This is a genomic window from Desulfobacterales bacterium, assembly GCA_034520365.1.
Lineage (GTDB): Bacteria > Desulfobacterota > Desulfobacteria > Desulfobacterales > Desulfosalsimonadaceae > M55B175.
The window spans coordinates 122,318-148,376 of sequence record JAXHNP010000006.1 but is presented as its reverse complement, the minus strand read 5'-3'; the positions used below and the strand labels follow the sequence as shown (position 1 = coordinate 148,376).

The window sequence follows — 26,059 nt, the reverse complement described above, 5'->3', positions numbered from 1 at the left end:
TTTGTCAATATGTATTCCTACAAATATCATGCGTATATAATATACAAGAGAGATACTGTCGAGATGGAATACGCCGAGAGGATATGGGAATACTTAGAGGCCCATGAATTAAATCCTTGGTATGACGAAAGGAATCTTGGTAGAGCGGTCCTTGCCCGTCGAGAAATGGAAAATGCTTTGAATCAATCTTTATCGTTTATAATAATTCTGGGACCAGGCATAAACTGTCTCAAAGGCAAAGAATGCACTTGTTGGCGATGCGATGAATTTGATCTAGCAGTAAACATTATTAAAGCGCGCGGTGTCCGAACCTTAATACCAGTGGCCCTACCAGGAATAGATATTGATGAAATACAAAAATCCAATGAAACTTTCTTAAAACTCACTACTTTTGTCCACTTTGAAAAAGATAAAACCGAAAAAAGTTTAGAGGATTTACTTGATACTATAAAAGCCAAAGAGAGACAATTTGAAGAGATAAAAAAGAAATATAATCTTTTAGGTGAAATTAAAAAAGAAATCGAAAAACATAAATATATCCTTCCAGGAATCCATAAAGATATTATAACAAATTTCCAAACCCTTCTATATAAAATAGACGCAATTAGAGTTTATAACGGTGAAATTGTAAATGATTATGAAAAAACAATTCAAAAAATAAATGAAGATATAGATAACGAACTTAAAAGAATTGAGTCCTTTCTCTACAACAAATGGAAATATCTTGATAAGTTAAGGCCAGCTGGAATAGATAATGAGCATATTTTAAAGTTAAAACCTTTAATGGGAATGGTTAATATCAAGACAGCAATGAAGCCCGGGAATCATACGCTTCCTCCTTCCTCGCCACTATTAAAACTCGAAAAAATTCTCCCGCACGTCGACATATCAGATTTAATACGGTTTTTTGAAAAATTCTCTTTAGAGATGCAAAAAATATCTTTTAATTTGCTATGCGCTCTACTATGGACCGGGCGTTTTTCCGAGTTATTAGACTACATTAAGATGTGGCATGAAGGAAAAATCAAATTTCCATCTCCCTTCATGCTTTTTAAATTTTCTATAATGGAAATAGGCTTTAAATACGAAATACCCATCTGGAAGAAATTCCATGGAATAAGCTTTGAGCTTTCTGAATATTGCAAAATAATTTCTAAAATGAAGGAACATTCAGAGGAAAATTATAACATTCTGACTATCAGAGAAGAGCTCCAAAGTAAATTTGAGGAATTCACAGTTCTAAGTCGGAACCCTGACTACCTGCCAGTTGGTTGGTCGGATTCTATAGCCTCTTTAGACAATAGGGGGCGTTTACCATTATTGGGTACTTTATACGATTTCCTCGATCTTGTTTGCGACGATAACGAAAAAGAACAGATAAATTATATTTTTAAGGTTCTTAATTCGGACCAACACACTTACCCATGTTATTCTCTTTCGTCAATTATCAGTGAAATAAGAAGCTTAGAGGCTATTCTAAACAATAAATATAATGAATTATTTTCCAGTATAATTGAAGAACCAAGTGGAATAGATGCTGTTTATAAATTTATCAAGTACAGACGAAATGCAACTTTTTCAGTAATTGCATTTACATCAGCACTGCAGACTATTGACGCCGGGTTAAAGGCTGATTTAGGTCTGAGTTCAGAGGATAAGGAACAATCTAAAATTGATAAGAGTAAAAAAACATTCTACGAACATTCCATGAAAAAAGCGATTGAAAGCATAGGGAAAAGAACCCATCCGCATGTTAGATCTTATGCTAATAAAATCATTATAAAATGGTCTAAAATGATTTCCGCATACGCTGACCAATAAAATCGAAAAGAATCTAACTAACTATGAGTTACCTTTGCGAGAATGAAGTTATTTCTCAGATTAAATTTGTCACAGAAAATTTAGATCCTAAATTCTGGGCAAAAGCATTTATAGCGTTATTGTTGCGAGTTGAAAAGAATAGCCGTGAAAGATTCTTCTCAATTATGCAAAAAATAATTGAAACTTATACTGATCATTATCTCCCTATTGATATTAATGGATATTATATTTCAAAAAAACATATAAATTTCGAAGAATTAAACCCATTTCACATAGATAAGAATACCACTGCATACCTTCCATCGCCTATAAATAAAGGCTATATTTTATGGAACAACCCTAAAGAAATAAGGCAATTCATAGGCGTAAAAGAAGATGATAATAATGTAGAGAACTTGATAAATAAAATACAAGGGTATGTTGGTGTCAGCAAAGATGAGGAGGAAGGCGAAGCACCCAGAACGATAGGGAGAAAGTTAGTCTGTGCGATCCCTGCAAATCATGACTGTTTAGTAGTTCCTCTCATTTTTTATTGTGTAAATGACTTGCTAAAAGAGAATAAAATCAATGTAGATTTTGAATTTACTGAATGGACAGAAATTCCCGAAAAGCTCGAATCAGAAACCTTGAATATATGTTATTGTACTGAGGAAATGATAGATAACTCCCCCCAAACTAAACCTAAAACATACATTTTTCAAAAGTTAAAACATAATATCTCCAAATTAAAAGTTCTTCGATATTCAGACAACTTATTGATGAAAGAAGGCTTTCCTGTAGCTCTTAATTTTCAGGGGAATTATTCTTTGGATAGAAAGCTACCTGATAGCCACATAAGCTATTCCTTCTCTGATGGTGAAATAATTCAATCACTCGCCAGAACAAAATTAAGTAGTACAAACTATGAATTTAATTTGCTCTTGGCATTGGCTTTCGGGGCCATAAATGAAAAAATATCAGTTATTCCCAGTATTCAAGGCTTTTTATGGGCTCAAGAGAACGGACTAACAGAGGTAGCATTTAATAAATGCAAAGCAAGTTACCGTTTTGGAGCTTTTCAAAAGGCTGATATTGAAAACCACGGTGATGAAGAATTAACCAAGAAGCCTTTCGGCTTCTGTGTATTAAATCAAAGAGGCAATAATGCCGAAGAAAGACGCGCTAACACTCGAGCTGCGAAAGATTTAAACTCTGCGATCCTAAAATTCTTAGAAGAGATCGAAATCAAGATGCTATCATTACTCGATAAGAATCCGATATTAGCCCACCAATTAGCAGAGATTCTTATTTCCCCCATGCTTTCAATTTGTAGTGAATACAATGGGATCATTCTTCGCCTTTCTCCTAATTTATTATTAAATAGCGGTCTATCAAAGGGTATGTTCTTTGAAGAATACGATGACGAAGTATATTCACCACATTGGTGGTCTGAGTTAAAAAAGAAATTCCCAAACAACGAAGAAGAATCAAGTAGCGGGAGAAATAGCCAGGCACAATGATTATAATAATTGCTCACCATCAATTTCAGGAGTCAAAATATCCAATAATAAATTGTTCCAATATATATCTGCCTTGGAAAGGCCAAGCTACCCTTATGTCACCATCCGGTAGTGGCAAAACAACTTTTTTCAGAGTTTTATCTGGGTGGTATTCTGAGAATCATCACACACAATGCCAGTACTCAAATGACATAGACATCTTTAAAGGCATCAGGTTCATAGGAGGGCATCGCTCCCTTTTACCCTGGAAGACCGTTTATGGTAACTTCAGACTTCATTTCCCCCGAAAAAAAAAAGCGCTATTTTATCAATATTTGGAAGAGCTTGATTTGAATCATAATGTATCTAAATTATATCCCTACGAGCTTTCTGTAGGGATGTATAAGCGCATTGAGCTAATCCTCGCCGTGATGAGCAACCCAAACCTGCTTTTGCTGGATGAATACTATACCTCTATAGACGATGACAGAAAAGATTTGGTGCAATGTTTTCTTAACAAGCATAGAGGTACTAAACTAACTTGGGTGACAGTTCACGAAAACAACCTTCGCGATTGGATTAGTGGCAAAAGCTTTCATTTTACTTTTGCTGATAACGGCTATACAGTAACAGGAATTGTTGAAGCATGAAAAAAATCCTGTTCCTTATTTTTTTTTTACTTTTATGGTTTTTGATTTCCCACTTTAAGCTTCTCCCGCCTATTGTTCTCCCTAATCCGATAGATGTTATTCAATCTGCGCGGTTTCAGTTATTGACCGGTGCTTTAACAACAACATCAAGGGCAATCGCGGGCTTTTTGATTGGTATTCTTTTATCATATCTATTCCATTTTTTATGTGTGGCCTTTAAAGTTGAGCAAGCCATGGATGCACAGTTTGCCGGTATGAGAGCAGTACCAGTCATAGCGGTAATGCCCTTGTTTGTTATCTGGTTTGGATTCAGCGAAACCGGCAGACTGTTGATCGTTATTCTCAGCGCGGTTGTCTTTTTCATTGCGCCTCTTCATGAGTCTTACAAGCTTCTTGGTCGGGATTGGACAATTCTTAGAGACCAGCTATCATTAAACACATTTAGCTATTATTTGCATATAGTTGCGCCGGGCACTTTTGGGTCACTACTTGGCCCTTTACGGGTTGCACTGGCGGTTGCCTTCACAATATCCATCGCCAGTGAATACATCGGTGCGCAGACAGGTATTGGAAAAGTGCTTGATGCCGCAAGGGTCACGTTTAATGTACCGGCAATCATACTAACAATACTAATTGCATCGATTATTGGCGTATGCCTTGATAAAATAACCACAGCACTCTATACAAAATTTATTAAATGGGCAGGAAAACAAGGAAAAACTTGATCAATTTCATGTCATCTTTAAGGTTGTTGAGCAAAAATGGGTTACAAATATGAAGTAGCACTCTCTTTTGCAGGAGAAGACAGAACTTTTGCTGAAACCATCGCAGAGGGGTTAAGACAAAACAGTATAAACGTATTCTATGACAACTTTTGTGCGGAAGATTTATGGGGCGAAGATCTCGGAGTTAAATTGAGGGAGATTTATCGTCATTCAAGCCAATACTGTATAATGATAATCTCTGAAAATTATATCAACAAAATGTGGCCAAATCACGAGCGTCAGCAGGCAATTGAACGAATGATAAAAGAAAAGGGGAAATCCTACATCTTGCCCGTCAGGCTCGATGGGTTTGAAGGAGAAGTGCCAGGGTTATCGACACTGATCGGTCATCTTTCGGTTTCACGCAATGAACCATCCAAAATAGTGGAAGCATTTTTAAAAAAGATTCACATCCAAAGACCTTTTCCAAATGATCAAACGTCTGCAGTAAAATTCAGTGAACCAAAAATTCCTCGGTTTGGAAACAAATTCTCTGATAAGGAAAAAAATAAATTCTTAAAGACGTCTTTTAAGCAAATTACCGATTTAATCGAAGCATATTCAGAAACTACTCAAAAGGAAAACTCTGGCTTTGAGTTTGACAGGGAAAACGTATCCTCGCGTAAAACAATATTGACTTTCTACAAAGACGGAAAACTGATCAATCAATGTAAAATCGCGATTGGAGGAGGTTTTAGCAGCAATTCAATAGTTTTTTCATATGGCACTCACTTGGATATTGGGCGGGACAATGCATTTAATGAGTCAGTATCGATCGAGGAACACGATGGTGATCTTAAGCTCAAACCTCTTGGTATGCAAATGTATTCATATCCAACTGGGCAAAAGAAATTAATGAGCCCGGCGGAAATGGCTGAATACTTCTGGGAAATTCTTTTTAGAGATAGTTTTTAGCATTTTTTGGGGGGTTGGACTATGATCGAGAGATCATTAATACACGAAATCAGGAGATTCAGACGAAAGCGAATTAAAAAGGTCAAAAATAATGAGGCACTAATTAAATTAGATAAACCTGGGGAAGGGGAGGCACCTGTTTTCATCCTGCATCTTATCCCTGAAAAGGTGTTTGAATACCCGACTCTGATCGAGCTATCTTCTCTATACAAAGATTTAAAAGCTATGGAGCCAATATATTCAACGGCCTGGAATGGGAAATACAACTCAAATGGTTTTGTAACTTACGGCCATTCAATTTACAGATTCCAGGGGTCCGTGGGGTCTTATGTTCAATTTTTCCACAATGGGATAATCGAAGCCGTTGATTTGAGATTGCTGCATGAGGGATATCTAAGAGGTCAATTGTTCAAAAGGGGATTAATAGAGGCATTGCCAAGGTTTCTGGCAACCATGGCGCAGGTTGGTGTCGAACCACCTGTTTATTTAATGATCAGCTTTTTGAACGTATATGAATTCCCATCCGATTTTAATGGGCCTTTGGATTCACATAGAATCGAAGAGCAAAATTTATTTTTGCCGCAGCTGAAAATTAGCGATATGCAATGTGACATTGTAGAAGCCCTAAAACCAATTTTTGATATTGTTTGGCATGCTGCGGGGCAACCCGATTCGAGTTTATAAAGAGAAGAAAATTCTTTTAATCCAAACGGAATTTTGAAGGTGGTTTTATTTTTTTATGGCTTTTTTTGAAAGATCGGAATTGCAGCTTGTTCAAACTGACCCGACCGAGTCAACCTTTAAATCTTGGCTTAATAAAGAAGTTGCCAAAATAACCGCGAATAAACTCTTATCGGAATCTGCCTTTGCATTTACTGCCGATCAGACTTACGATATTTTTTTGTCACACAGCAAATTAGACAGCAGTGAAATCTACAAACTCAAAACAATAATTGAGGGAATCGGATTATCAGTTTATGTCGACTGGGTTGATGACCCTGAACTCGACAGGTTAAACGTGACAAGGGATAACGCCAGGAGGATACGCGAAAGGATGAACGCATGCCGATCCCTTGTTTTTGCTGTAACGGAGAATTCATTGGAGTCGAAATGGGCGCAATGGGAACTGGGGTATTGCGATGGTAAAATTAATCGTGTTGCAATTCTACCGATTAAAGAATCACATGACAACTCTGATGAGTTTTCCGGTAATGAATATTTGGGGCTCTACCCTTACATTGTTAAGGAATATTCTCGAAAGACTGGAAGCATGGCACTTTGGGTGTCAGAAAGCAGCAAGAAATACGTTATCATAGATAATTGGCTGAATGGAGAGGAGCCATATGAGCATGGATAATTCTGTAAATGAAAAGCATTTAGAATTTATACAAAATGTAATAACCAGGATGGCGGGCAATTCCTTTTTGATAAAAGGATGGAGTATTACGATTACTTCTGCTTTATTCGCTTTGGCGGCCAATAATGTCGACGTGGGATTCATAATTGTTGCGCTTTTTCCGGTTATATCCTTCTGGGCTTTAGATGCATATTTTTTGCGCCAAGAGCGATTATTCAGAAAATTATATGCCGGAGTAAGGAAAAGCAATGAAATAGAACCATTTTCAATGGAGACCGGAGACTTCGATGATCAGGTTGAGTCGTGGCTTGAGGTTGCTAAGTCTCCAACCTTGAAGATATTTCATGGTACAATACTAATGGTCATCGTTATTGTGATGTTTGGGCTGCTGATTTTCAAGTGATACGGCCGCATTGAATTATATTACAATTTAGTAAGTTTATTTTTATGGATCCACAAATGAAATGTTTTTTGTGAGACTTGTCAGCCTGTCATATGGAATTTGAGTTAGGTTGAAATTTTTCGGCATGTGTCCGAAGCAATAGCCATTGTTTAATGCCGCTTTATAATCAATCTCCTTGATTTTCTTCTTTTCTCCTACATAAAGCTCATAATAGGTAGTTCCAGGGAACAATAATAAAGATCTGTAAAATAAAGAATCTAAATAATCCCTCATCTTATCAATCATATTCAGGTCTTCTTTTAATTCATCTTCAGTTTGCCCGGGGAAGCCATACATCATATAAACATCTGTCATCATCCCTTTGGATCGGATATAAGCTAAAAGGTCGATGACCTTTTCCGGTGGAATTTTTCGAAAATTTATTTTTTGATTGAACCGCTGTGAAAAAGTTTCAATAGCAATTGTTATTGCCGAAAAACCGGCATCATAGAGCAAATCGACCAAGTCGGTTCGCAAAGAATATCCATTCATTTTATCAAAAAATAAATACAGAAAAAAAGCATTTGGATTATCAATACTTAGATCGGGATTGGTTTTTCGGTATTCAGTTATGAATTTTAGAAATTCCCAGTCCTTTTGGTGCAGTAAAAATGCGTCAGCTTGATTATGGAAATTTCGGATTCCATATTTTTCATACAAATAAGAAACTTCACTGATGATTTTTTGAAAATTCCGATACCGGATTCTCTTCCCATCCTTATCAGTACTTCCGCAGTAGTCACATGAAAAAGGGCACCCCCTCGAGTTTAACAAAATAAAGCTTTTTGATGGTTTCTCGGGCCTATACAGGGAATCTATTGGAGAATCATGCCTCTTTTCTATATATCGAAAGCTCCCATCAGGCTTTATCAGGACAGTGTCAATTCCCCAGTCCCATTTTGAAATATCTATATGCGGCCTGCGTTTTTCAAAATAAATTCCTGTATCTGTCTTTACGGCCACATTCTTTGTTGACTGAATGGTTTTCATTTCTATCCGCTTCATTAAGTCAACAACAATTTCCTCCCCATCTCCTAAGACAATGGCATCATAATGGACTTTTTCAAAATGCCATTCCGGCCTTAATGTGGCGTGCAATCCCCCAAGGATTAGGGGTTTCTCAGGAAATTCGTTTTTGATGTTTTTACATAGGGTATCAACGCATGCCTGCTCGGACGTAAACATGGATGTACACATAATAACATCAGCATTAGAACGGGCTATTTTTTCAATCACATCCTCATCTCTCATTCCAAACTGATAAAAGTCTCGGCTGACCTCTATTTCGTTATCAAACCCCTCATCCACCGTATCTATAAGTTCAGTTTCAAAACCATTTGCCTCTAAGGCACCAATAACTGACAATGCGCTTGCAGGAACACGAGCGGGTTGTTTTGCCTTCCGGCCATTGTTATCGATTACGAAATTTCTATTGGGAATAATGAAAACAGCTTTCATGGTAAATCCAGCATTTGCATTTCGATTAATTAATTATTTCAAACTGATAGAAGCGGATCTGGCTATTCGGATAGTTGATGGGCCAGGTCATCTATAACCAAATCAACTATGATATCTATATTGTCAGAATTATGAATAACTTGTCGCTCTTCCTCCGTTAGCCCGTTTGGCTCTTTATTTCCTTTCTCCCTAAGTTCCTTTATAATTTTGACTGTGTCACCATCCATGAATCCTAAAAGATATACGGGTCCTTCAGGATGATATTTAAGAAATTTTTTATATTCATCGTAAATCCCTCTATTATCAGTTTTCCCGCCGATAAAAATAGCGGAACTTGATTGTTTGGCCATCTCGTTTCTCATATCCTCCAAGCCTTCAAGCATATGCATTTTTTCGCCGGAGCCAAACCATCGAATCGTTTCAAAAACACTGGAGTCCCAAATATCATCAGGCGCCTGCTTCTCAAAACATCTCAATTGAAACAAATCAATATTTGCAGACGTTTTCTGTGTGCGTTGAGCTGCTTTTTTCACTAAAGGTGTAATTGTTGGATGACCGCCAAATATTATTCGCCCCTTAGCAGCTAAGATCCGCTGCACAAATATTATAATCGATGTATAGAGCTTTTGTGCCTTGAAAGTTTGATCTAATTCATCAGGGATGCTGGCCGACAAAAAAATTGATTTATAATTTAAATCTTTTTTATTTTCTATATTTGGGGGTGCCATAACAACCACTCCTATGCGATTGAAGCAATCGCGTGTTTAATTTCCCTAATTGAATAAGCAAATATGGGGCTTTTACCTCTTGCCCATTCAATTGCTTCCTTTTCAAAATCAGACAAAGGCAATCCATTATATAGGAAAAGGGCTTTCGATGTTTTATCTTTAAACATAGTATAATTATTATGCAGCCTATAAAGTCTTTCAATATTTAATAGCGCGTCCTCGAATTCAATGAATATTCCAGAATCCCCTCCTTTTACCTGTTTTGAGAGAATTAACTGCCTTCTCCGAATAGGGTGAAGGTCTAATTTATATAAATATGCTAATTCTTTCAGAGTCCTGTCAACCTGTACGTCGAAAGTTGACTTTGAAGCTATTGCACGAGATATGAACTCTTCAATTTTTTTGTATCGATCTGGATCCTTCTCATTCCAGTCTATACCAGGCATATTGCGTAATAATGGGAAGCCTTCACTTTGAGGATGACGAAGTGCACAAACACTAATACAGTGTTCCAAGGCGTTCATGATTTCGTCAAATACCCAAGATGATTTGCTTGCATCTGGCGTATCAATGAGTAGCAAGAAATCTTGTTCGCAAATTTCTTCCCCTATCACTTTTTCAACCTTAACACCTAGTTCCATATCTATAGTATCCAAAAAAACCCTAAAGCCGGTGGACTTAAGATGCTCATGGACTGCTGATGCAATGCCCTTTCCGTCTGTTCGGCGATAAGATATAAACACTTTGCAGTCACGCTTAAAAGGCATCATACCTAAGTATTTTTTAATCGCTGAAAAAAAAATTTCACCTGGAAATAAACCTTGATCCCATCCCACTGCGTTTAATCTTTTAATTATATGGTACGCTTCAGGCATGGCAGAAAAATCATACTGAGCGATGCTTCTAACAAGGGGAATGATCGGAAGATCAATTTTGATTAGTTTTTGTAGGTAGGAGACAAAATTCTCGTCATTGATGGAATTTTCAGTAATGATAAAAACCGCAACCGATTTACTATGCGCTGCCGGCAAAGTTTTTAAATCATCATCAACAATGATATCTTTAGAGTTAGCAAAGTATTCTTGAATTTTTTTGTAAATTGCTTTTCCATCTGGGGCATGAATCACTTTTACACTTTTCATAACAGGTACTTTCCTGAACTCATCATAAAGTTGTTTCGAAAAGGTCAATTAGATGCATATATGATAAATATGTGTAATTTTTATCATCCTCATCAGGATTTTTCAAGATTTCACAATGAATTTTAAGGATGAAAAAGAATAAGTGGCGGAAAGAATCGGTCGGAAGCGAACACTGTACACGCTATCAATTTTAAGGCCCTTGTCGCCGGAACCCATTACGGGCAGGCCCGCCATCTGCCTCTACCCCCTATCCCGACGACCACTGTCCCAATAACTGGGACGCTCTTTATGGGTGCCTTTGGCGGGCTTGTGATCTCCCCGGCCATTGGCCTGTTTGTAACCATCTCCCCCACAGCCGGCTGCAGCAAAGGCTTTGTGGTCTTTACCATACTCACCATAGCCGCCCTGGGGCTTTTGTACATGGTGTACCGCTATCTCCCCCGACTGAGGGCAATGCCCTGGAATAGTCCGAGAGATTTTTTGATGAAATTCCAGGTTTTTTGCACGGGTAGATCGGCTCTATGCTTTTCGCGCGAGGTCTGCTTCCTGGGGTGTTCTTGAAATAAAGGCGGCGTATTGTCGAACAACTTCCACAGCCATTGCGCTCCGGAGGCGCATAACGCGGCGAAGCGGCAGGTGGATCTCATTGTCTGCGAAAGAGGCTTGCACAGATCCACAAGATGTAACCCGTGGGGCCATTCTTGTAAGAATATCCTTTCGCACTTCATCATCAGCTATGCATGAAACATCCCATTGCTCAAAAAGGCTTTTTGCTTTTTTTCTTATATCAATAAATCTTTTTGTCCAGCCGGGCAGCAATCCATCGGGAGGCTCCGCATTCAATCTAAAACCGCATTTCCCTTCTTGATCGAGTACGCAGGTTTCGAGAACCCAACATGGTGCCATGCTTGTTGATATAAAATCGACCGCTATCTTTTCTTTTGCACCGTCTTTGCTGAAATAAGGAAGCACCATAAATCTTGGCTTATTCGCTTCGCTATTGCTGACATGGGAAAGATGCAACAGAAGTACATAATCAGCCTTGCGAGTACCATCGAATCTCATTGCCAGATCGCATGCTTGGGTTGCGATCATCATGAGCCTCCTTTTCCCATCTGAAGCTTTTGGCCCCTCAAACACGTCACCCGTTGTAATATCCATATGTGCACTGTTTATATTTTTTTCATCCTCATAAAGTTCACCGTGCCGAATTTCTTTAATAACTTTTGAGGCCTCTGCTTTTCCCATTTCAGGTATATTACTAACTTTCCGTATTCGTTTGATCAATTCAGCCAATTCAATGTTTTCTCTTGCCCTTTTGTCCGCCTCCATTCTATGAAAATGTGTATAAAGCCTAAATAGCATTTGCCCTTCCCAGACTCCTTCACCATGCGCTACTCTCATGATCATGTGATCAAAATCTAAAACAGTAACAGTGTTAAGGCCCTCTTTAGCTTTTTCCAATGACTCTGAAAGAATTCCGGCTGACATTTCTTTGAGTTCACGAAATGAAGGAGCAAGTATGGCTGATTTTATTTGCCGGTTAAATTCGTTTAAATCATCGGTTAAGAGGCTTTTAGGAATGACCAAAAAGTCATCTTGAGCAATACCGGCTTCGTCAGCCAATTCCTCCCATTTTTGATTTTGCGTGTCTGAGTTAGCAGTATGGGTGAGAATTCCGCAAAGAGGAATGGAGTCGGAATTTTTTTTCAAGACTGAACCAACAATTGCACTGCCTTCATTGGATCTCCCCCCTCCCTTAGACATGTCCTGATCAAATAGGAAAAGGATTTGAGAGCAATCTGGGGCAGCCAAAAGGCCCTCACTTTGCCTGTGCCATTCTTGTAAATTTAGGGGGCTAAATGTTATATCATCAATACCTTGAAACACTTCGCTTAGAATAGACATGTAATCAACGTCGGGCGATTCGGCTTTAGCTTCTTCTTGAACAAAAGGTCTTGCTTGATTCGAAAACTCGTCCTTTTGTTTCAATTCCAATCCTTTCCACCATTTTCTAAAGCTTTCTTTTAAAATATCAGGGTCCTGAGAAACTGGGCCTTTAAATTCGGGAAAAGCACTTATCAATTCTTCGGGAGATGACGTTTCAAGCCATGATAAAATATCGTCTAATGTAAGAGGCGATGCATGCTCATCGTCTACGCATACAACCTTATTTATGTTAAGTCGTTGCAACAATGCGCAAAGTGCTTTTTTAGCCTCTTTAGTAGGTCCATCATTACTCATCTATAGCCCCCCGAAAATCAATTTGGAATTTAAAAAGTCGATCATGGGAGTTTCTCTCCGGCAAAATGCCTACGTTGCAGCCTTCAGAGTCTATTAATTGTTTTATAATAAAAAGGCCAAGTCCACGGCCCTTCCCCTTGCCCTTAGCCGTTACAAATGGTTCGAAAAGGACATATTCAATGTTTGGATCGATTCCTTTCCCAGAATCAAAAATACGAACAAAGTAGCGATCGAGTTCGATCGTAATACTGCCATGTTCCATACGTCCTTGTGAAATGTCCTCTCGCAACCAATACTCACTATTGAGAATAAAATTGTCTATGATTTGAGTCAGTTTGCCCCGATTCATTTTCAACCGAGCAACTCCACCATTACGTGTGTGAATCAGAATGGAAATATTGTTTTTTTGAAGCCGATCTTTGTAAAACTCTCTGATTTCTTTCATAAATGAGAATGTATCTATTGAATCTCTTTGCTCACGAACATAGCGTAATGCGGGCGAAAGAAATGACATCTGCTTGCGTAAGGCCATGCTGCTGGATTTAACATGTTCAATAAAATTTTGGAGGATTCGATCTTCTAATTTTATTGCCCTAGCTCTACTTTGAGCCTTTTTCGTCCTAAGTGATAGCTGATCCGCAATATTAAATATCTCATGAGAAAGCGCCTCTGCTGTCAACCCAAGAGCCACAGCTTCATACATGTTATCCATTTGATCCCGGAATCCATCGATACGATCATTAAGCACTTGCCCCATATGGCGTAGGGTTGATATCTCGCCAAGATATACAGATACTTGTGAAATCATTTCCTGGGATTCGTCTATAAGTTGATTTAAGTTCGAGACGGAATTGGACACCTCTGATCTTAATTTATTATCTATTCTCCTCTTTTTGGATAAACGAGTTGATGCAGCCTGTGCTTGTTTTTTGCTTGTTTGCAAACGAGTTTGGAATTCATCAAGCTTTTTTTGGTACTCCTCTGATGCGCTCAGGCGCTCGCTCATGGTGTGCGATATATCTTCAATAGTTTTTCGAGAATCAATCTTTGCTAATTCTTCTTTACGTTCTTTTTTATAAGCTATCCATGATCTGCCAAAAAACTGTCCAGCGGTTTGAGTGAATTTCATAACTTCCATCAACAGCGAATAGAAATTACGATAGTAGACTGTATCCTTGAACCCTTCCCTATCAGTTGTTTCCTCAAGGTCCATGTTCTCCCTAGCTGATAGGGCAATAAATCCAACTGTATTATTTGGTTTTAAACCGTAGAAAGATGGCCCCGATGTGTATTGATCTCCTAGTTTCAGCCAATCCTTATCGACGCGTATGCCAAATCCGTCCCGGAAGACCCGAATACCACTGCACTTTTTGATATAATTACGAAACTCATTCATGCGGTCGAAAACATTTTGCCGATCAAAAGAAGTGACCGATAAATCAAAGGAATCCATTTCGCCTTTAAAAGGGCCTGGATTCGCAATCGAGGAAGATTTCCCAGAAACCCGATAGACTCCATCAACATCTTCCAATTCTTTTTGCTGTTCGAATTCAACATACCAGTTAGCTGATTTGGATCGTTTAAGGTTGAGGCTTCTAGCATATTTTTGCTGCGATAAAAAATCGTAAAACCCCTTGCCGTCATCCCCTTCTGCTATCAGGGCAAATTCCTCGGCCTCTTTTCGCTCAGATGGGCAGAAATAGTTTAATTTTGCACGCCCTTTTATTTCGATGGTTTTGCCGTCAAAATGAATGCTATAGCGCAATGGGGCTATATCGCGTACTTTCTCTGTAATTTCCTGCAGTTCAATGGGCTTTCCGTCGATTTCGATGAAAGCAACATAATCTCTAATCTGCTTGAAGGGGGATATCATTTGAGACAATTCATTCTGCAACTTTTTCGTTGCGTCTTCCCCTCTCCATAGCTCCAGCTCTTGCAAATTCGAAATAACAAGTCGGGTTCCAATCTGCTTTGCATTTTTCCATTCGTCTAATTGGATACTTACATCCTGTAGCCGTTCTTTTTTAGCAAAGTCTGACCAGGAAAAACCGAAATGCACACCTCCATCTTTTTTGGTCTTGGTGAAAATCTCCAACTTTTCGCCAAGCCTTTGAACGCCGAGCCGGCCAAGTCCTTTGTCCCCAAGCGGTGTTCTGCCTTTATCAGTTAATTTACGGGCTTTCTTAAACTCATGTTTTTTTCGGTTCGAAATCATGAGCCACCCGGCTTCGATATCCTCAAGATTCATTCCAAAGCCATCGTCTTCTATAATTATACGACCGCCTTCCGGTGAGTAAAAAGTGTCGTCAAACTCAGTCGAACCTTTGGTATCGATGGTGACTTTTGTATACGTGGCATCAGCGTCGTAGCTATTTTTGACTAATTCGATTAAGGCCTGGACAGAGTCGGTTATCAAACTTTCCCCGAGGTGATAAACCACAGATGGATGGACTTCAAAATGTGGTGTGTTCATTTTCGGCATGTCAGATTGCCTTCCTCATGACCAGTATTGTTTCCTTTGACATTGTATCTGCGATATTATTTTTTAAAGCCATTCTTTTTGAAGAGATGCTTCTCGTCAATTTACACAAGAGTTTTGCATTATGCTCTTGAAGTAGGTCGGATAAAATTAGATCAAATGGGACGCGCTTGCCCCCTACTTTTCGGTTGCCCAAAACCCAAACCATCAATCCCCCGCGATTAAGACCTTTTAAGATCGGGCCAAGACTTGCATCTATATCACGGAAAAAAGCGATAACGCGAATAGCTCTATCCCGTGGCTGTCCATTTAAGCTTTTCATATACTTTGCTAACGCAGAAGATCGTTGGGTTATTTGATCTGCCTCTGATTTTATTAACCGCTTTCTTCCGCCAAGACTACGTGAATCAAGCTCATGTGTTGAGATTAAACAATCTTTATCGATGTTGGGATCAATATCCTCTAGATCCACCCATTGAAGCGGCAGGTAAGAGTATTGTCCATAGGGTACTGTAGTTGCATTATCTCCGTATGGGGGTGAGGTGATAATAGTATCTACTTTCTTCCTTTGGTTGAAATCTCGAATGTCCGCCAAAGAAACCGAAACTTCTCGCTGGTAACGGCCGCGCTGCAAGTATCCAGCATTTGACAGTCGTTTGGCTTGCTCTTGGTAATGCTTGAAGTTGCGGTCAAGAGTATTTTTAAAGACCTTAATCGGATCAGATATTCGGCCCTCGATCTCTTTCTGAGGTCGAATATGAAGCTTATACGTTGAAGTTCTGCTGTTGCTAGACGCCCTAACAGTTTCAGCTAAAGCTATCCAAAAAAAACTGCGAGCCCAAGCAGCCTTTTCCTTGCGAATCCCTCTCTGGATCTTTGACAAAGCAATCTGGATATCTTTGTTGAACCATTTTTCAATGTTCGGGAAAGATGTTTCGACTGTCCATTTACGATCTGAGACAATACAAGCCTTGAGGTTTTCGATTTTTTCTTTCAAGGCCTTAGTAAAATAGGGGCCACTTTTTACACGACATATCAGAACTGCAAGTGGGTTGATATCTGTTCCTGAAAAAGCCAAACCATTCATCATGCTTTCAGTCATGATTGTCCCAGAGCCTGAAAATGGATCACCCACCCATTCGAGTTCAGGGTGCACAACATATATTTGTTGAAGGATGGCTTGAGCTACTTGCGGAACCATCATGGCAGGATATTGGAACATGCCATGACTATACTCGCGACGGCAGTTTCCCCTGAAGGACCAGTAGTCCTTGTCAGTTTTTGTTAACGCTTGAAGACGTTGACAAAGTAAGGAGTCGTGATTTTGTTTGACACAGATCAACAGTTCAAGCCCATAAGTTGTTGTGATCTTAGCCAGATTGATGGCCACTGTTAAGAAGGAAAATTCTCTTTATTTTTTAAGCCGATTTAACAATATTGTCAAGGACTATGAAGCTTTATGAAGCTTTATGGGACGGAAAACGGGATAGAGGGGACACCAGCCTGCCCTCTACTCTATCCCGATTTACATCCCCTTTCCTCATCTCTTCTTAGGGTGGACGGCGACCGTGGGAGGGGCCTCTGGCATCGTGGGCGGCCTGGGCGCCTTCGGCGGATTTGTAGTCCCCCCGGCCATGGGCCTGTTTGTAAACGTCTCCCCCACAGCCGGCTACAGCAAAGGTTTTGTAGTCTTTACCATACTCACGGTTATCGCCCTGGCGATTTTGTACGTGCTTTACCGGTATCCCCCGTCTGAGGGCGTAGCGTTGGGATAGTCTTGAGTGATTTATGCCCTGATGGCCAGTCTTTGCTGACAAAAAGACCTATCTGTACTGATCTTCCTGCCCCCAGACCCCTGTTTCTGGCCGTAATCCCATTTACTATTGACATTCCGGCCATATTTATGTGTATTGGATTATATCCAGATGGTTATTCGATAAAAAATCCGCCCGCTTGCATTACACCCCACACCCAAAAACAGCGGAAAGGCCAGTGCATGTTTCAAAGAATTTTTCCCGGCAGACCGATTCCCAAGTTCTCAAAACAGGCACGTATTTCTATAAAAAACCCGCAAAGTCTATAAACTGTGGTCGGGCCTGAGCAACCTTTTAAAATCATATTAAATAAACAAAAAATGACGTTCATTTCTGATCCTATATTTCATTTTTTTGCGCCAATAAATGCAAAATGGGATTCATAAGAGACGATATGCCAAAAAAACCGATTTTATGAACAAGACCCCGGAACAAGCCGCAAGAGAAAACATTGACCGGATGCTTGAGCAGGCCGGATGGGTGGTGGTGGATCAAAACGGCATTGACTGGCAGTTGGGGCCGGGGCTTGCAGTGCGGGAATACGGGACGGATGCGGGGGTTGCCGATTATGTGTTGTTTGTGGACCGGGAGCCTGTGGGGGTGATCGAGGCCAAGAAAGAGGAAGAAGGCCACCGGATGAGCGTTCATGAGCAGCAGGCCGAATTCTATGCCCAGAGCCGGCTGAAATGGTTTGAAGACGAGGGTCGGGTGCCGTTTGTGTATGAAAGCACCGGGGTTGTCACCCGGTATACGGATCTGCGCGATCCCAAACCCCGGGCCAGGCCGGTGTTCTGGTTTCATCATCCCTATACTTTAAAACAGCGGGTAAAGCAGCGGACCAGCCTTCGGCAGCGCTTGCAGCAGATGCCGGCGCTTTGCGGCCAAGGGCTGCGGCAGTGCCAGATCCGGGCTGTTTCCAGCCTGGAAAAGTCTTTTTGCGAAAACAGGCCCCGCACTTTGATCCAGATGGCCACTGGCAGCGGCAAAACCTATACTGCCATTACCGCTGTGTACCGGCTGCTGAAACACGCCAATGCGGGGCGGATCTTGTTTCTGGTCGACACCCGGAATCTTGGGGAGCAGGCCGAGCAGGAGTTCATGGGCTACACCCCCAATGATGACAACCGGAAATTCACGGAGCTATACAACGTCTGCCGGCTCAATTCCAGGTACGTGCCTGCAGACAGTCAGGTGTGCATCAGCACTATCCAGCGGATGTATTCCATTTTAAAGGGCGAGGACCTGGATGAGGCCGCAGAGCTGGCAAACCCCCATGAATTTACAGAGATGCCCAAACCCCGGGAGGTGGTCTACAACCCGGAAGTGCCGCCCGAGTTTTTTGATTTTATTGTGATCGATGAATGCCACCGCTCCATTTACAACCTGTGGCAGCAGGTGCTGGACTATTTTGACGCCTTTTTCATCGGGCTGACCGCAACGCCGGACAAGCGGACCTTCGGGTTTTTCAACGAAAACCTGGCCTCTGAATACCGCCACGAGCAAGCCGTGGCTGACGGGGTCAATGTGGGATATGAGACCTATCTGATCAAAACCCGGATCACAGAGGCGGGCGACCGGCTGGTGGCGGAGCAATGGGTGGACAAGCGCGATCGGCTGACCCGGAAAAAACGCTGGGAGCAGCTTGACGAGGAAGTGGAGTATTCCGGAAAGGATTTGGATCGGGACGTGGTCAATCCCAGCCAGATAAGAAACGTGATCCGGGCGTTTTGCGAAAAGCTGCCTGAGATGTTTCCCGGGCGCCGGGAGGTGCCCAAAACCCTTATTTTTGCCAAAACCGACAGCCACGCAGACGATATCATCGGCATCGTGCGCGAGGAATTCGGCGAGGGAAACGCGTTTTGCCGGAAAGTGACCTACCGGGCCGAGGAAGATCCCAAATCCCTGCTGGCCGCATTTAGAAACGATTACTTTCCACGGATCGCGGTGACCGTGGACATGATCGCCACGGGCACGGATGTAAAGCCCCTGGAATGTCTGGTTTTCATGCGGGATGTGCGATCGGTGAACTATTTTGAGCAGATGAAGGGCCGGGGCACCCGCACCCTGGCCTATGATGATTTAAAAAAGGTGACGCCTTCGGCCCATACGGCCAAGACCGGTTTTGTGATCGTGGATGCCGTGGGGGTGAGCCGGTCGGTGAAAACCGACAGCCGCCCCCTGGAGCGGAAAAAATCCGTGCCCTTAAAGGATCTGCTCCGGGCCGTGCTCATGGGGCAGGCAGACGAGGATACCTATACATCTCTGGCCGGCCGGCTGGCCCGGCTGGACAGGCAGGTAACCGACAAGGAGCAAAGCGAATTTGCAGCGCTTGCCCGGGGCAAGTCCATTAAAACCGTGACCCGGGAGCTGCTCGAAGCCCATAATCCCGACAAAATCAACGAACTTGCCGCGGAAAAATCCGGGCTGCCGCCGGATGCCGAGCCGGATGAAGACCAGCGGGCCGAAGCCCAAAAAGACCTGGTCAACCGCGTGCGGGATACGTTTTCCGGAAAGCTCAATGAGTTTGTCGAAAACGCCCGCAAATCCCACGAGCAGATTATCGATACCGTCAATATCGACGAGGTGTCCTTTGCCGGCTGGGACAAGCAGGCAATTGATCTGGCAGAAGACATTATTGCCGACTTTACGTCTTTTATCGAGGCCAACAAGGATGAGATTGCCGCCCTGTCCATATTTTACAACCAGCCATACAACCGCAGGCACGTAACCTATGACATGATCAAGGCCGTGCTCGAGGCCCTGAAACAAAGCCGGCCCCGGCTGGCCCCGGCCCGGGTATGGCAGGCCTATGAGCAGGTGGAAAAGGTAAGCGGAAAATCGCCCGGAAGCGAGCTTACGGCCCTGGTGTCTTTGATCCGCCGGGTGGTGGGCATTGATGAAATCCTTACGTCTTTTGAAGACACGGTCAACCGCAATTTCAAGAAGTGGGTGTTTGAAAAGCAGGAGGGGGCGGCCCAGAAGTTTAACCCGGAGCAGATGGCCTGGCTGCGGATGATCAAGGATCATATCGCCAGTTCGGTGCATATTGAAATGGAGGATCTCGATTATGCGCCGTTTGACGGCAAGGGCGGGATCGGGAAGATGCGGAAATTGTTTGGCGGCGGGGTGGAGGAAATTATTGAGGAGATGAATGAGGTGTTGGCGGCTTAGATGGAAAAAAATACGCACAATCTGCCTGAGTGTTGGCTGGAAACGACAATTGGAAACATCTGTATTAAAGTGCAATACGGGTATACAACAAAAGCGACAGAAAGCGGGGATTTAAAACTTTTAAGAACAACGGATATTAAATCCGGCAGGATTAGTTGGGACAATGTGCCTTACTGCTTAAAAAATCCAGAAGAACCAGAAAAATATCTTCTCAAAGATGGGGATGTTGTTATTTCTCGTGCTGGTTCTATTGGTTTTAGTTGTTTAATTGAAAAGCCTATGAAAGCAGTTTTTGCATCGTACTTGATTCGCTTCAATCCTTTAATAGCACCCAGATATTTTAAGTTTTTTTTAGAGAGCCCTTTTTACTGGAATAGCATATCAGAAGAAAAGCTTGGGATTGCGGTTCAGAACGTTAATGCCAGCAAATTAAAGTCTATATATTTCCCCCTCCCTTCAATTCCTGAACAAAATGAAATTGTCAGTAAAATCGAAGAACTCGTTTCCGAACTCGACAGCGGTATTGAAAGCCTGAAAAAAGCCAGGGAGCAGTTGAAAACCTACCGCCAGGCTGTGTTGAAACATGCTTTTGAGGGCAGGTTGACCGAAAATTGGCGCGAGCGGCAACAGGAGGCGGGAAACCCGCCGGAACCGGCGGAAAAGCTGATCGAGCGCATCCGGAAAGAGCGGGAGGCGCATTATAAAAAGCAGTTAGAAGCCTGGGAAAAGGAATGTGAGCAGGCAAAGGCGGAAGGAAGAAAGAAGCCGGCTAAGCCGAAAAAGCCGAAGGACCTGCCGCCGTTGACGGAAGAGGAGCTTGCAGAGCTGCCGGAATTGCCTGAGGGGTGGGAGTGGATTAAAATTGCTGAAATTTCTGAATCAATGAAAAACGGCATATATAAACCAAAAAAATTTTATGCTGAAACAGGTAGTCCCTGCTTAAGAATGTACAACATTGAAAATGGGAAAATCGTATGGATTGATGTGAAAAGGATGGTTTTGTCCGAAGATGAAATTAAAGAGTATGAATTAAAACCAGGAGATTTACTGGTTAATAGGGTTAATAGTCGAGAGTTGGTTGGAAAGACAGCCTTAATTAAACAAAATTTAGAAAAATCTGTATATGAAAGTAAAAACATCAGGCTCAGGCTTATTAGGGTTATTGAGAGCGGGTATGTTAATTTTTGGTTTTTGATCTTTGCAAATAAATACTTTAATCATAATGCACAACAAACAGTCGGAATGGCTTCAATCAACCAAGAACAAATTGGAAAAATGCCATTTCCCATTTGTTCAACAACAGAGCAAAATATAGTTCTTTCAGAAATCGAATCCCGCCTCTCGGTCTGCGACCAGCTTGAGCAAAGCATCGAAGACAGTCTGCAAAAGGCCGAGACGCTGCGGCAGAGCATTTTGAAAAAGGCGTTTTCCGGGGAATTGACCCGGCAGTGGCGAAAGGAAAACCCGGAGCTGGTTTCCGGGGAAAATTCGGCGGAGCGTCTGCTGGAGCGCATCCGGGAAGAAAAGAAAAAGGTACAGGGCGCGGGCGGCATACGGCGCGGAAAGAAAAAATCAGCATGAACACGGAAAGCATTGTTTCAAAGGTCTGGAGTTTCTGTCATACGCTGCGCGATGACGGGGTGAGCTACGGCGATTACCTGGAGCAGCTCACCTATCTTTTGTTTCTCAAGATGGCAGACGAATACAGCCGGTATTACGGCAAAGAAGTGGGCATCCCCGGGGAGTTTAACTGGGAAAGCCTGAAATCCAAGAAAGGCGCGGATCTCGAATCCCATTACATCCGGCTGCTGCGGGAGCTGGGGCGGCAGAAGGCAATGATCGGCCAGATTTTTGTCAAATCCCAGAACCAGATCCAGGACCCGGCCAAGCTATACAAGATCATCCACATGATCGACGCCGAGGATTGGGTGAGCATGGGCGCCGATGTCAAGGGCGATATCTACGAGGGCCTGCTGGAGAGAAACGCAGAGGACGTGAAAAGCGGGGCCGGCCAGTATTTTACCCCCAGGGCGCTGATCCGGGCCATGGTGGAATGCATCCGGCCGGAGCCGGAAAAAACCGTTGCAGATCCCGCCTGCGGCACGGGCGGGTTTTTCCTGGCCGCCTATGATTTTATCGAAAGCAATTATTCCCTGGACCGCGATCAGAAAAGGTTTTTGAAAAATGAGACCTTTTTTGGAAACGAGATCGTGGCCAATGCCCGGCGCCTGGCCCTGATGAACATGTTTTTGCACAATATCGGCGAGATTACCGGCGATTGTCCCATATCCGCAGATGATGCCCTGGTGGCAGATGCCGGCCGGCGCTTTGATTATGTGCTGACCAATCCCCCGTTTGGCAAAAAAAGCAGTATTACCATCACCAACGGGGCGGGCAAGCAGGAAAAGGAAGACCTGCGCTACAACCGGCAGGACTTCTGGGCCACCACGTCAAACAAGCAGCTCAATTTCGTGCAGCACGTGCGCACGATGTTAAAGACCACGGGCGAGGCGGCCGTGGTGGTGCCCGACAACGTGCTCTTTGAAGGCGGGGCCGGGGAGACGGTGCGCAAAAAATTGCTGGAAAACACGGATCTGCATACCATTTTGCGCCTGCCCACCGGGATCTTTTACGCCCAGGGCGTCAAGGCCAACGTGATTTTCTTTGAAAACAAGCCGGCAGCCAGGCAGCCGTGGACAAAGGAGGTCTGGTTTTACGATTTGCGGACCAACGTGCATTTCACCAAGAAGAAAAACCAGATGACCTATGCGGATTTAAAGGACTTTATTGCCTGCTACAACCCGCAAAACCGCCACGAGCGCAAACAGACCTGGTCACCGGACAACCCGGGCGGCAGATGGCGGAAATTTTCCCGCGAAGAGATCACAGGCCGGGACAAGACCAGCCTGGATATGTTCTGGATCCGCGATGACAGCCTGGCAGACCTGGACAACCTGCCTGATCCGGACGTGCTGGCAGAAGACATCCTTGAAAACCTGGAGGCCGGCGTGGAGAGCTTCCGGCGGATTGTGGCCTCGATTAACGGGCAGTAGGGGACGGGAGGACGGATTTGAACCGTAAATATAAATATATAAAGGGCGTCCCCCGCCGTCCCAAATTTACAGGAATAAAAAATGGCAGAGTCTAAAACATCCAATGATGAACTCCTTCAATACGCCGAGAGTATCATCAATACCGTGCGTGAGCCTTTAATCGTTCTGGATCATGATTTAAGGGTGATTTCCGTCAGCCGCTCCTTCTATGGCGTCTTTAAGGTAAACCCCACAGAGACCGTTGGGCAGCTTATTTATGACCTGGGCAATAAACAATGGGACATCCCCAAGCTGCGCGAACTGCTGGAAAACATCCTTCCCCAAAAGACCACCTTTGACAACTACGAGGTTGAGCACGATTTTGCCACCATCGGCAGGCGCACAATGCTTTTGAATGCCCGGCAGATTCACAGGGTGTTTGGCAAAGAACGGATCATCCTGCTGGCCATTGAAGACATCACTGAGCGCAAGGAGATAGAAAAGGGTCTGGCAAAAGCGCATGAAGACTTAGAGGTGTTAGCCGCCGAGTTAGAACGTACCGCTCGGGTGAAGTCTGATTTTCTTGCCAACATGTCGCATGAACTCAGGACCCCGCTCAACTCCATTATCGGCTTCTCTGAGGTATTATATATTCCCATTGTTTTTGTGACTGCTTCTGTAATGGAAGAAGGCAGAGAAGAGTTAAAAGACATAACGAACAGTGGCTTCATCGGCAAGCCGATCAATACACGCACTTTTGCAAAAGACGTCAGTCAGTTTATCAGGTGAGTGGTGTGTTTTTATATATGTTGTGACGTCAAAGGAGATAGGGATTGAAAGACAAGCCGGTAATCTTGATTGTTGATGATCAGCCCCAAGATGTTGAACTTCTCGAAGCACATCTTGTTCCGCAGGGCTATGAAATTGTCAAAGCGGCAAGCGGGGAAGAAGCGCTGGAGAAGCTATCCAGTAATCAAATCGCGCTGATTCTGATGGACGTATTGATGCCGGGCATGGATGGCTTTGAAGTGACCCGCAGGATCAGACGAGATACTGCATATCGACTGATCCCGATCATCCTGATTACCGCGTTGCAGGAAACGGAAGACCGGGTGAAGGGGATTGAAGCCGGTTGTGATGATTTTCTTTCAAAGCCACTTGATAAGATGGAACTCTTTGCCCGTGTCCGGTCCCTGCTGCAGGTCAAAGCCTATAATGACTTGATGCGTGATTATCAGATAAAGCTGGAAGCCATGGTAACCAGCAGAACAGAAGAATTGAGGCATTCCTTGGAGGCCCTGCAGCAGGAGATTGCCGAGCGCAAGCGGATGGAGGAGGAGCGCCAGAACCTCCAGGCCCAGTTTACCCAGGCCCAGAAAATGGAATCCATAGGCCGGCTGGCCGGCGGCGTGGCCCATGATTTCAACAACAAGCTTACCATTATCAACGGTTATGCAGAACTGGCCATCGAAATGATGGACCCATCAGATCCCCTCCACGAAGCAATCCGGGAAATCCACACCGCAGGAAATCAATCCGCGGATATAGTTAGGCAGTTGCTGGCTTTTGCCCGTCAACAGACCATCAGTCCGGTACAGCTCGATTTAAACGATACCATTTCCAGCATGATGAAAATGTTGCAGCGACTGATTGGCGAAAACATTGACCTCGTATGGCACCCCGGAAACAACCTGTGGCCGGTGAAGATTGACCCCTCCCAGGTGGACCAGGTTATGGCGAATCTCGTTGTAAATGCCCGGGATGCTATATCTGATGTGGGGAAGTTGGTCATAGAGACGAAAAATACAACAGTTGATGAAGATTACTGCAAAAGCAACCCGGAGGCCATTCCGGGGCGATACGTCATGCTGGCAGTCAGCGATGATGGATGCGGAATAGAAACAGAGGTCATGGGCCAACTGTTTGAGCCGTTTTTTACAACCAAGGAAATCGGAAAAGGAACCGGCTTAGGTTTGCCCACGGTTTACGGCATTGTCAAACAGAACAATGGCTTTATAAACGTATACAGCGAGCCTGGAGAAGGAACGACCTTTAAAATATATCTTCCTTCCCATGAAGAGGATAGATCCTCTTTGCAGTCCACAAAAGAGTTCAGCGAGCAAATCCCTACAGGAACGGAGACCGTTCTGGTTGTTGAAGATGAAAAGACGATACTGCAACTGTCAAAGCAGATGCTCGAAAGGCTGGGTTATACCGTTGAGACCGCCGGAACTGCGTCTGAGGCTTTGCAGATTTTCCATGAATATGATGGAATAATAGACCTTTTGATAACCGATGTAGTTATGCCGGAGATGAGCGGGCGGGAATTATCATCGCAATTGCTAAAAAACCACCCTGGTCTCAAAACCCTTTACATGTCAGGCTATACAGCCAATGTGATCGCCCATCACGGGGTGATTGATGAAGGTGTCCAATTTATTCACAAACCATTTTCGCTGAAAGATCTGGGCCTGAAAGTGCGGGAAGTTCTTGAGCAGGAATAGGAATATGACCTGACATGGGTCACGCCCGCAACATGCTTGCCAAAATTGGTAATATTCCTG

Annotated in this window: 20 protein-coding genes; 14 read left to right on the top strand and 6 right to left on the bottom strand. The window is 43.1% G+C overall.

Features of this window, described 5'->3' with window-relative positions:
• Nucleotides 1-9: 9 nt before the first annotated feature.
• Genes U5L07_08570 through U5L07_08535 form a run of 8 tightly spaced genes read left to right on the top strand, consistent with a single transcriptional unit; the run spans nt 10 to nt 7,388 of the window.
• Nucleotides 10-1,821, top strand: coding sequence for a TIR domain-containing protein (locus tag U5L07_08570; GenBank protein ID MDZ7831788.1), 1,812 nt, complete (start codon nt 10-12; stop codon nt 1,819-1,821).
• Nucleotides 1,822-1,844: 23 nt separating this feature from the next.
• Entirely contained in the window at nt 1,845-3,320 is a 1,476-nt protein-coding gene (locus U5L07_08565) for a hypothetical protein (protein MDZ7831787.1), read from the top strand.
• The gene (locus U5L07_08560) at nt 3,317-3,949 is read left to right on the top strand and encodes an ATP-binding cassette domain-containing protein (GenBank protein ID MDZ7831786.1); all 633 of its coding nucleotides are present in this window, start codon (nt 3,317-3,319) and stop codon (nt 3,947-3,949) included. Before U5L07_08565 ends, U5L07_08560 begins: the two co-directional genes overlap by 4 nt.
• Nucleotides 3,946-4,674: a hypothetical protein gene (locus U5L07_08555; protein MDZ7831785.1), complete on the top strand. Its 729-nt coding sequence runs from the start codon at nt 3,946-3,948 to the stop codon at nt 4,672-4,674. The genes U5L07_08560 and U5L07_08555 overlap by 4 nt, the downstream gene beginning before the upstream one ends.
• A 36-nt stretch (nt 4,675-4,710) precedes the next feature.
• Entirely contained in the window at nt 4,711-5,628 is a 918-nt protein-coding gene (locus U5L07_08550; GenBank protein ID MDZ7831784.1) for a TIR domain-containing protein, read from the top strand.
• A gap of 21 nt (nt 5,629-5,649) precedes the next feature.
• Nucleotides 5,650-6,312, top strand: coding sequence for a hypothetical protein (locus U5L07_08545; GenBank protein ID MDZ7831783.1), 663 nt, complete (start codon nt 5,650-5,652; stop codon nt 6,310-6,312).
• 55 nt (nt 6,313-6,367) lie between these two features.
• The gene (locus U5L07_08540) at nt 6,368-6,985 is read left to right on the top strand and encodes a toll/interleukin-1 receptor domain-containing protein (GenBank protein ID MDZ7831782.1); all 618 of its coding nucleotides are present in this window, start codon (nt 6,368-6,370) and stop codon (nt 6,983-6,985) included.
• Nucleotides 6,978-7,388 (top strand): hypothetical protein, encoded by a 411-nt coding sequence (locus U5L07_08535; protein ID MDZ7831781.1) that lies wholly within the window; start codon nt 6,978-6,980, stop codon nt 7,386-7,388. Before U5L07_08540 ends, U5L07_08535 begins: the two co-directional genes overlap by 8 nt.
• Nucleotides 7,389-7,430: 42 nt before the next feature.
• Here U5L07_08535 and U5L07_08530 read toward each other — a convergent pair whose 3' ends face one another.
• The 6 genes from U5L07_08530 to U5L07_08505 all read right to left on the bottom strand — a co-directional run bounded on the left by U5L07_08530 (nt 7,431) and on the right by U5L07_08505 (nt 16,868).
• A complete protein-coding gene (locus tag U5L07_08530; GenBank protein MDZ7831780.1) occupies nt 7,431-8,885 on the bottom strand; it encodes a radical SAM protein in 1,455 nt (484 codons plus the stop codon).
• Nucleotides 8,886-8,947: 62 nt separating this feature from the next.
• Nucleotides 8,948-9,613, bottom strand: coding sequence for a hypothetical protein (locus tag U5L07_08525; GenBank protein MDZ7831779.1), 666 nt, complete (start codon nt 9,611-9,613; stop codon nt 8,948-8,950).
• Between the two features lie 11 nt (nt 9,614-9,624).
• Nucleotides 9,625-10,755, bottom strand: a complete 1,131-nt coding sequence (locus tag U5L07_08520; GenBank protein MDZ7831778.1) for a toll/interleukin-1 receptor domain-containing protein — start codon at nt 10,753-10,755, stop codon at nt 9,625-9,627.
• 519 nt (nt 10,756-11,274) lie between these two features.
• Nucleotides 11,275-12,999, bottom strand: a complete 1,725-nt coding sequence (locus U5L07_08515) for a hypothetical protein (protein ID MDZ7831777.1) — start codon at nt 12,997-12,999, stop codon at nt 11,275-11,277.
• Nucleotides 12,992-15,481: an ATP-binding protein gene (locus tag U5L07_08510; GenBank protein ID MDZ7831776.1), complete on the bottom strand. Its 2,490-nt coding sequence runs from the start codon at nt 15,479-15,481 to the stop codon at nt 12,992-12,994. The genes U5L07_08515 and U5L07_08510 overlap by 8 nt, the downstream gene beginning before the upstream one ends.
• 1 nt (nt 15,482) lies before the next feature.
• Nucleotides 15,483-16,868 carry a hypothetical protein gene (locus tag U5L07_08505; protein MDZ7831775.1) on the bottom strand — a complete coding sequence of 462 codons (1,386 nt, stop codon included), beginning with the start codon at nt 16,866-16,868 and terminating at the stop codon, nt 15,483-15,485.
• Nucleotides 16,869-17,046: 178 nt separating this feature from the next.
• Here U5L07_08505 and U5L07_08500 point away from each other — a divergent pair, with 178 nt between their 5' ends.
• The 6 genes from U5L07_08500 to U5L07_08475 all read left to right on the top strand — a co-directional run bounded on the left by U5L07_08500 (nt 17,047) and on the right by U5L07_08475 (nt 25,999).
• Complete coding sequence (locus tag U5L07_08500) at nt 17,047-17,253, top strand: hypothetical protein (GenBank protein MDZ7831774.1); 207 nt, start codon at nt 17,047-17,049, stop codon at nt 17,251-17,253.
• Between the two features lie 453 nt (nt 17,254-17,706).
• Nucleotides 17,707-20,463, top strand: coding sequence for a type I restriction-modification enzyme R subunit C-terminal domain-containing protein (locus U5L07_08495; protein ID MDZ7831773.1), 2,757 nt, complete (start codon nt 17,707-17,709; stop codon nt 20,461-20,463).
• Nucleotides 20,464-22,044 (top strand): restriction endonuclease subunit S, encoded by a 1,581-nt coding sequence (locus U5L07_08490; GenBank protein ID MDZ7831772.1) that lies wholly within the window; start codon nt 20,464-20,466, stop codon nt 22,042-22,044.
• A complete protein-coding gene (locus U5L07_08485) occupies nt 22,041-23,516 on the top strand; it encodes a class I SAM-dependent DNA methyltransferase (GenBank protein MDZ7831771.1) in 1,476 nt (491 codons plus the stop codon). The genes U5L07_08490 and U5L07_08485 overlap by 4 nt, the downstream gene beginning before the upstream one ends.
• A gap of 81 nt (nt 23,517-23,597) precedes the next feature.
• Nucleotides 23,598-24,284, top strand: coding sequence for a histidine kinase dimerization/phospho-acceptor domain-containing protein (locus tag U5L07_08480; GenBank protein ID MDZ7831770.1), 687 nt, complete (start codon nt 23,598-23,600; stop codon nt 24,282-24,284).
• 44 nt (nt 24,285-24,328) lie between these two features.
• A complete protein-coding gene (locus U5L07_08475; GenBank protein ID MDZ7831769.1) occupies nt 24,329-25,999 on the top strand; it encodes a response regulator in 1,671 nt (556 codons plus the stop codon).
• Nucleotides 26,000-26,059: the final 60 nt, after the last annotated feature.

Bases quoted from the DNA above. Each gene is read 5' to 3' on its own strand.
- U5L07_08570 (MDZ7831788.1), top strand. From the start codon at position 10: ATGTATTCCTACAAATATCATGCGTATATAATATACAAGAGAGATACT.
- U5L07_08565 (MDZ7831787.1), top strand. From the start codon at position 1,845: ATGAGTTACCTTTGCGAGAATGAAGTTATTTCTCAGATTAAATTTGTC.
- U5L07_08560 (MDZ7831786.1), top strand. From the start codon at position 3,317: ATGATTATAATAATTGCTCACCATCAATTTCAGGAGTCAAAATATCCA.
- U5L07_08555 (MDZ7831785.1), top strand. From the start codon at position 3,946: ATGAAAAAAATCCTGTTCCTTATTTTTTTTTTACTTTTATGGTTTTTG.
- U5L07_08550 (MDZ7831784.1), top strand. From the start codon at position 4,711: ATGGGTTACAAATATGAAGTAGCACTCTCTTTTGCAGGAGAAGACAGA.
- U5L07_08545 (MDZ7831783.1), top strand. From the start codon at position 5,650: ATGATCGAGAGATCATTAATACACGAAATCAGGAGATTCAGACGAAAG.
- U5L07_08540 (MDZ7831782.1), top strand. From the start codon at position 6,368: ATGGCTTTTTTTGAAAGATCGGAATTGCAGCTTGTTCAAACTGACCCG.
- U5L07_08535 (MDZ7831781.1), top strand. From the start codon at position 6,978: ATGGATAATTCTGTAAATGAAAAGCATTTAGAATTTATACAAAATGTA.
- U5L07_08530 (MDZ7831780.1), bottom strand. From the start codon at position 8,885: ATGAAAGCTGTTTTCATTATTCCCAATAGAAATTTCGTAATCGATAAC.
- U5L07_08525 (MDZ7831779.1), bottom strand. From the start codon at position 9,613: ATGGCACCCCCAAATATAGAAAATAAAAAAGATTTAAATTATAAATCA.
- U5L07_08520 (MDZ7831778.1), bottom strand. From the start codon at position 10,755: ATGAAAAGTGTAAAAGTGATTCATGCCCCAGATGGAAAAGCAATTTAC.
- U5L07_08515 (MDZ7831777.1), bottom strand. From the start codon at position 12,999: ATGAGTAATGATGGACCTACTAAAGAGGCTAAAAAAGCACTTTGCGCA.
- U5L07_08510 (MDZ7831776.1), bottom strand. From the start codon at position 15,481: ATGCCGAAAATGAACACACCACATTTTGAAGTCCATCCATCTGTGGTT.
- U5L07_08495 (MDZ7831773.1), top strand. From the start codon at position 17,707: ATGAACAAGACCCCGGAACAAGCCGCAAGAGAAAACATTGACCGGATG.
- U5L07_08490 (MDZ7831772.1), top strand. From the start codon at position 20,464: ATGGAAAAAAATACGCACAATCTGCCTGAGTGTTGGCTGGAAACGACA.
- U5L07_08485 (MDZ7831771.1), top strand. From the start codon at position 22,041: ATGAACACGGAAAGCATTGTTTCAAAGGTCTGGAGTTTCTGTCATACG.
- U5L07_08480 (MDZ7831770.1), top strand. From the start codon at position 23,598: ATGGCAGAGTCTAAAACATCCAATGATGAACTCCTTCAATACGCCGAG.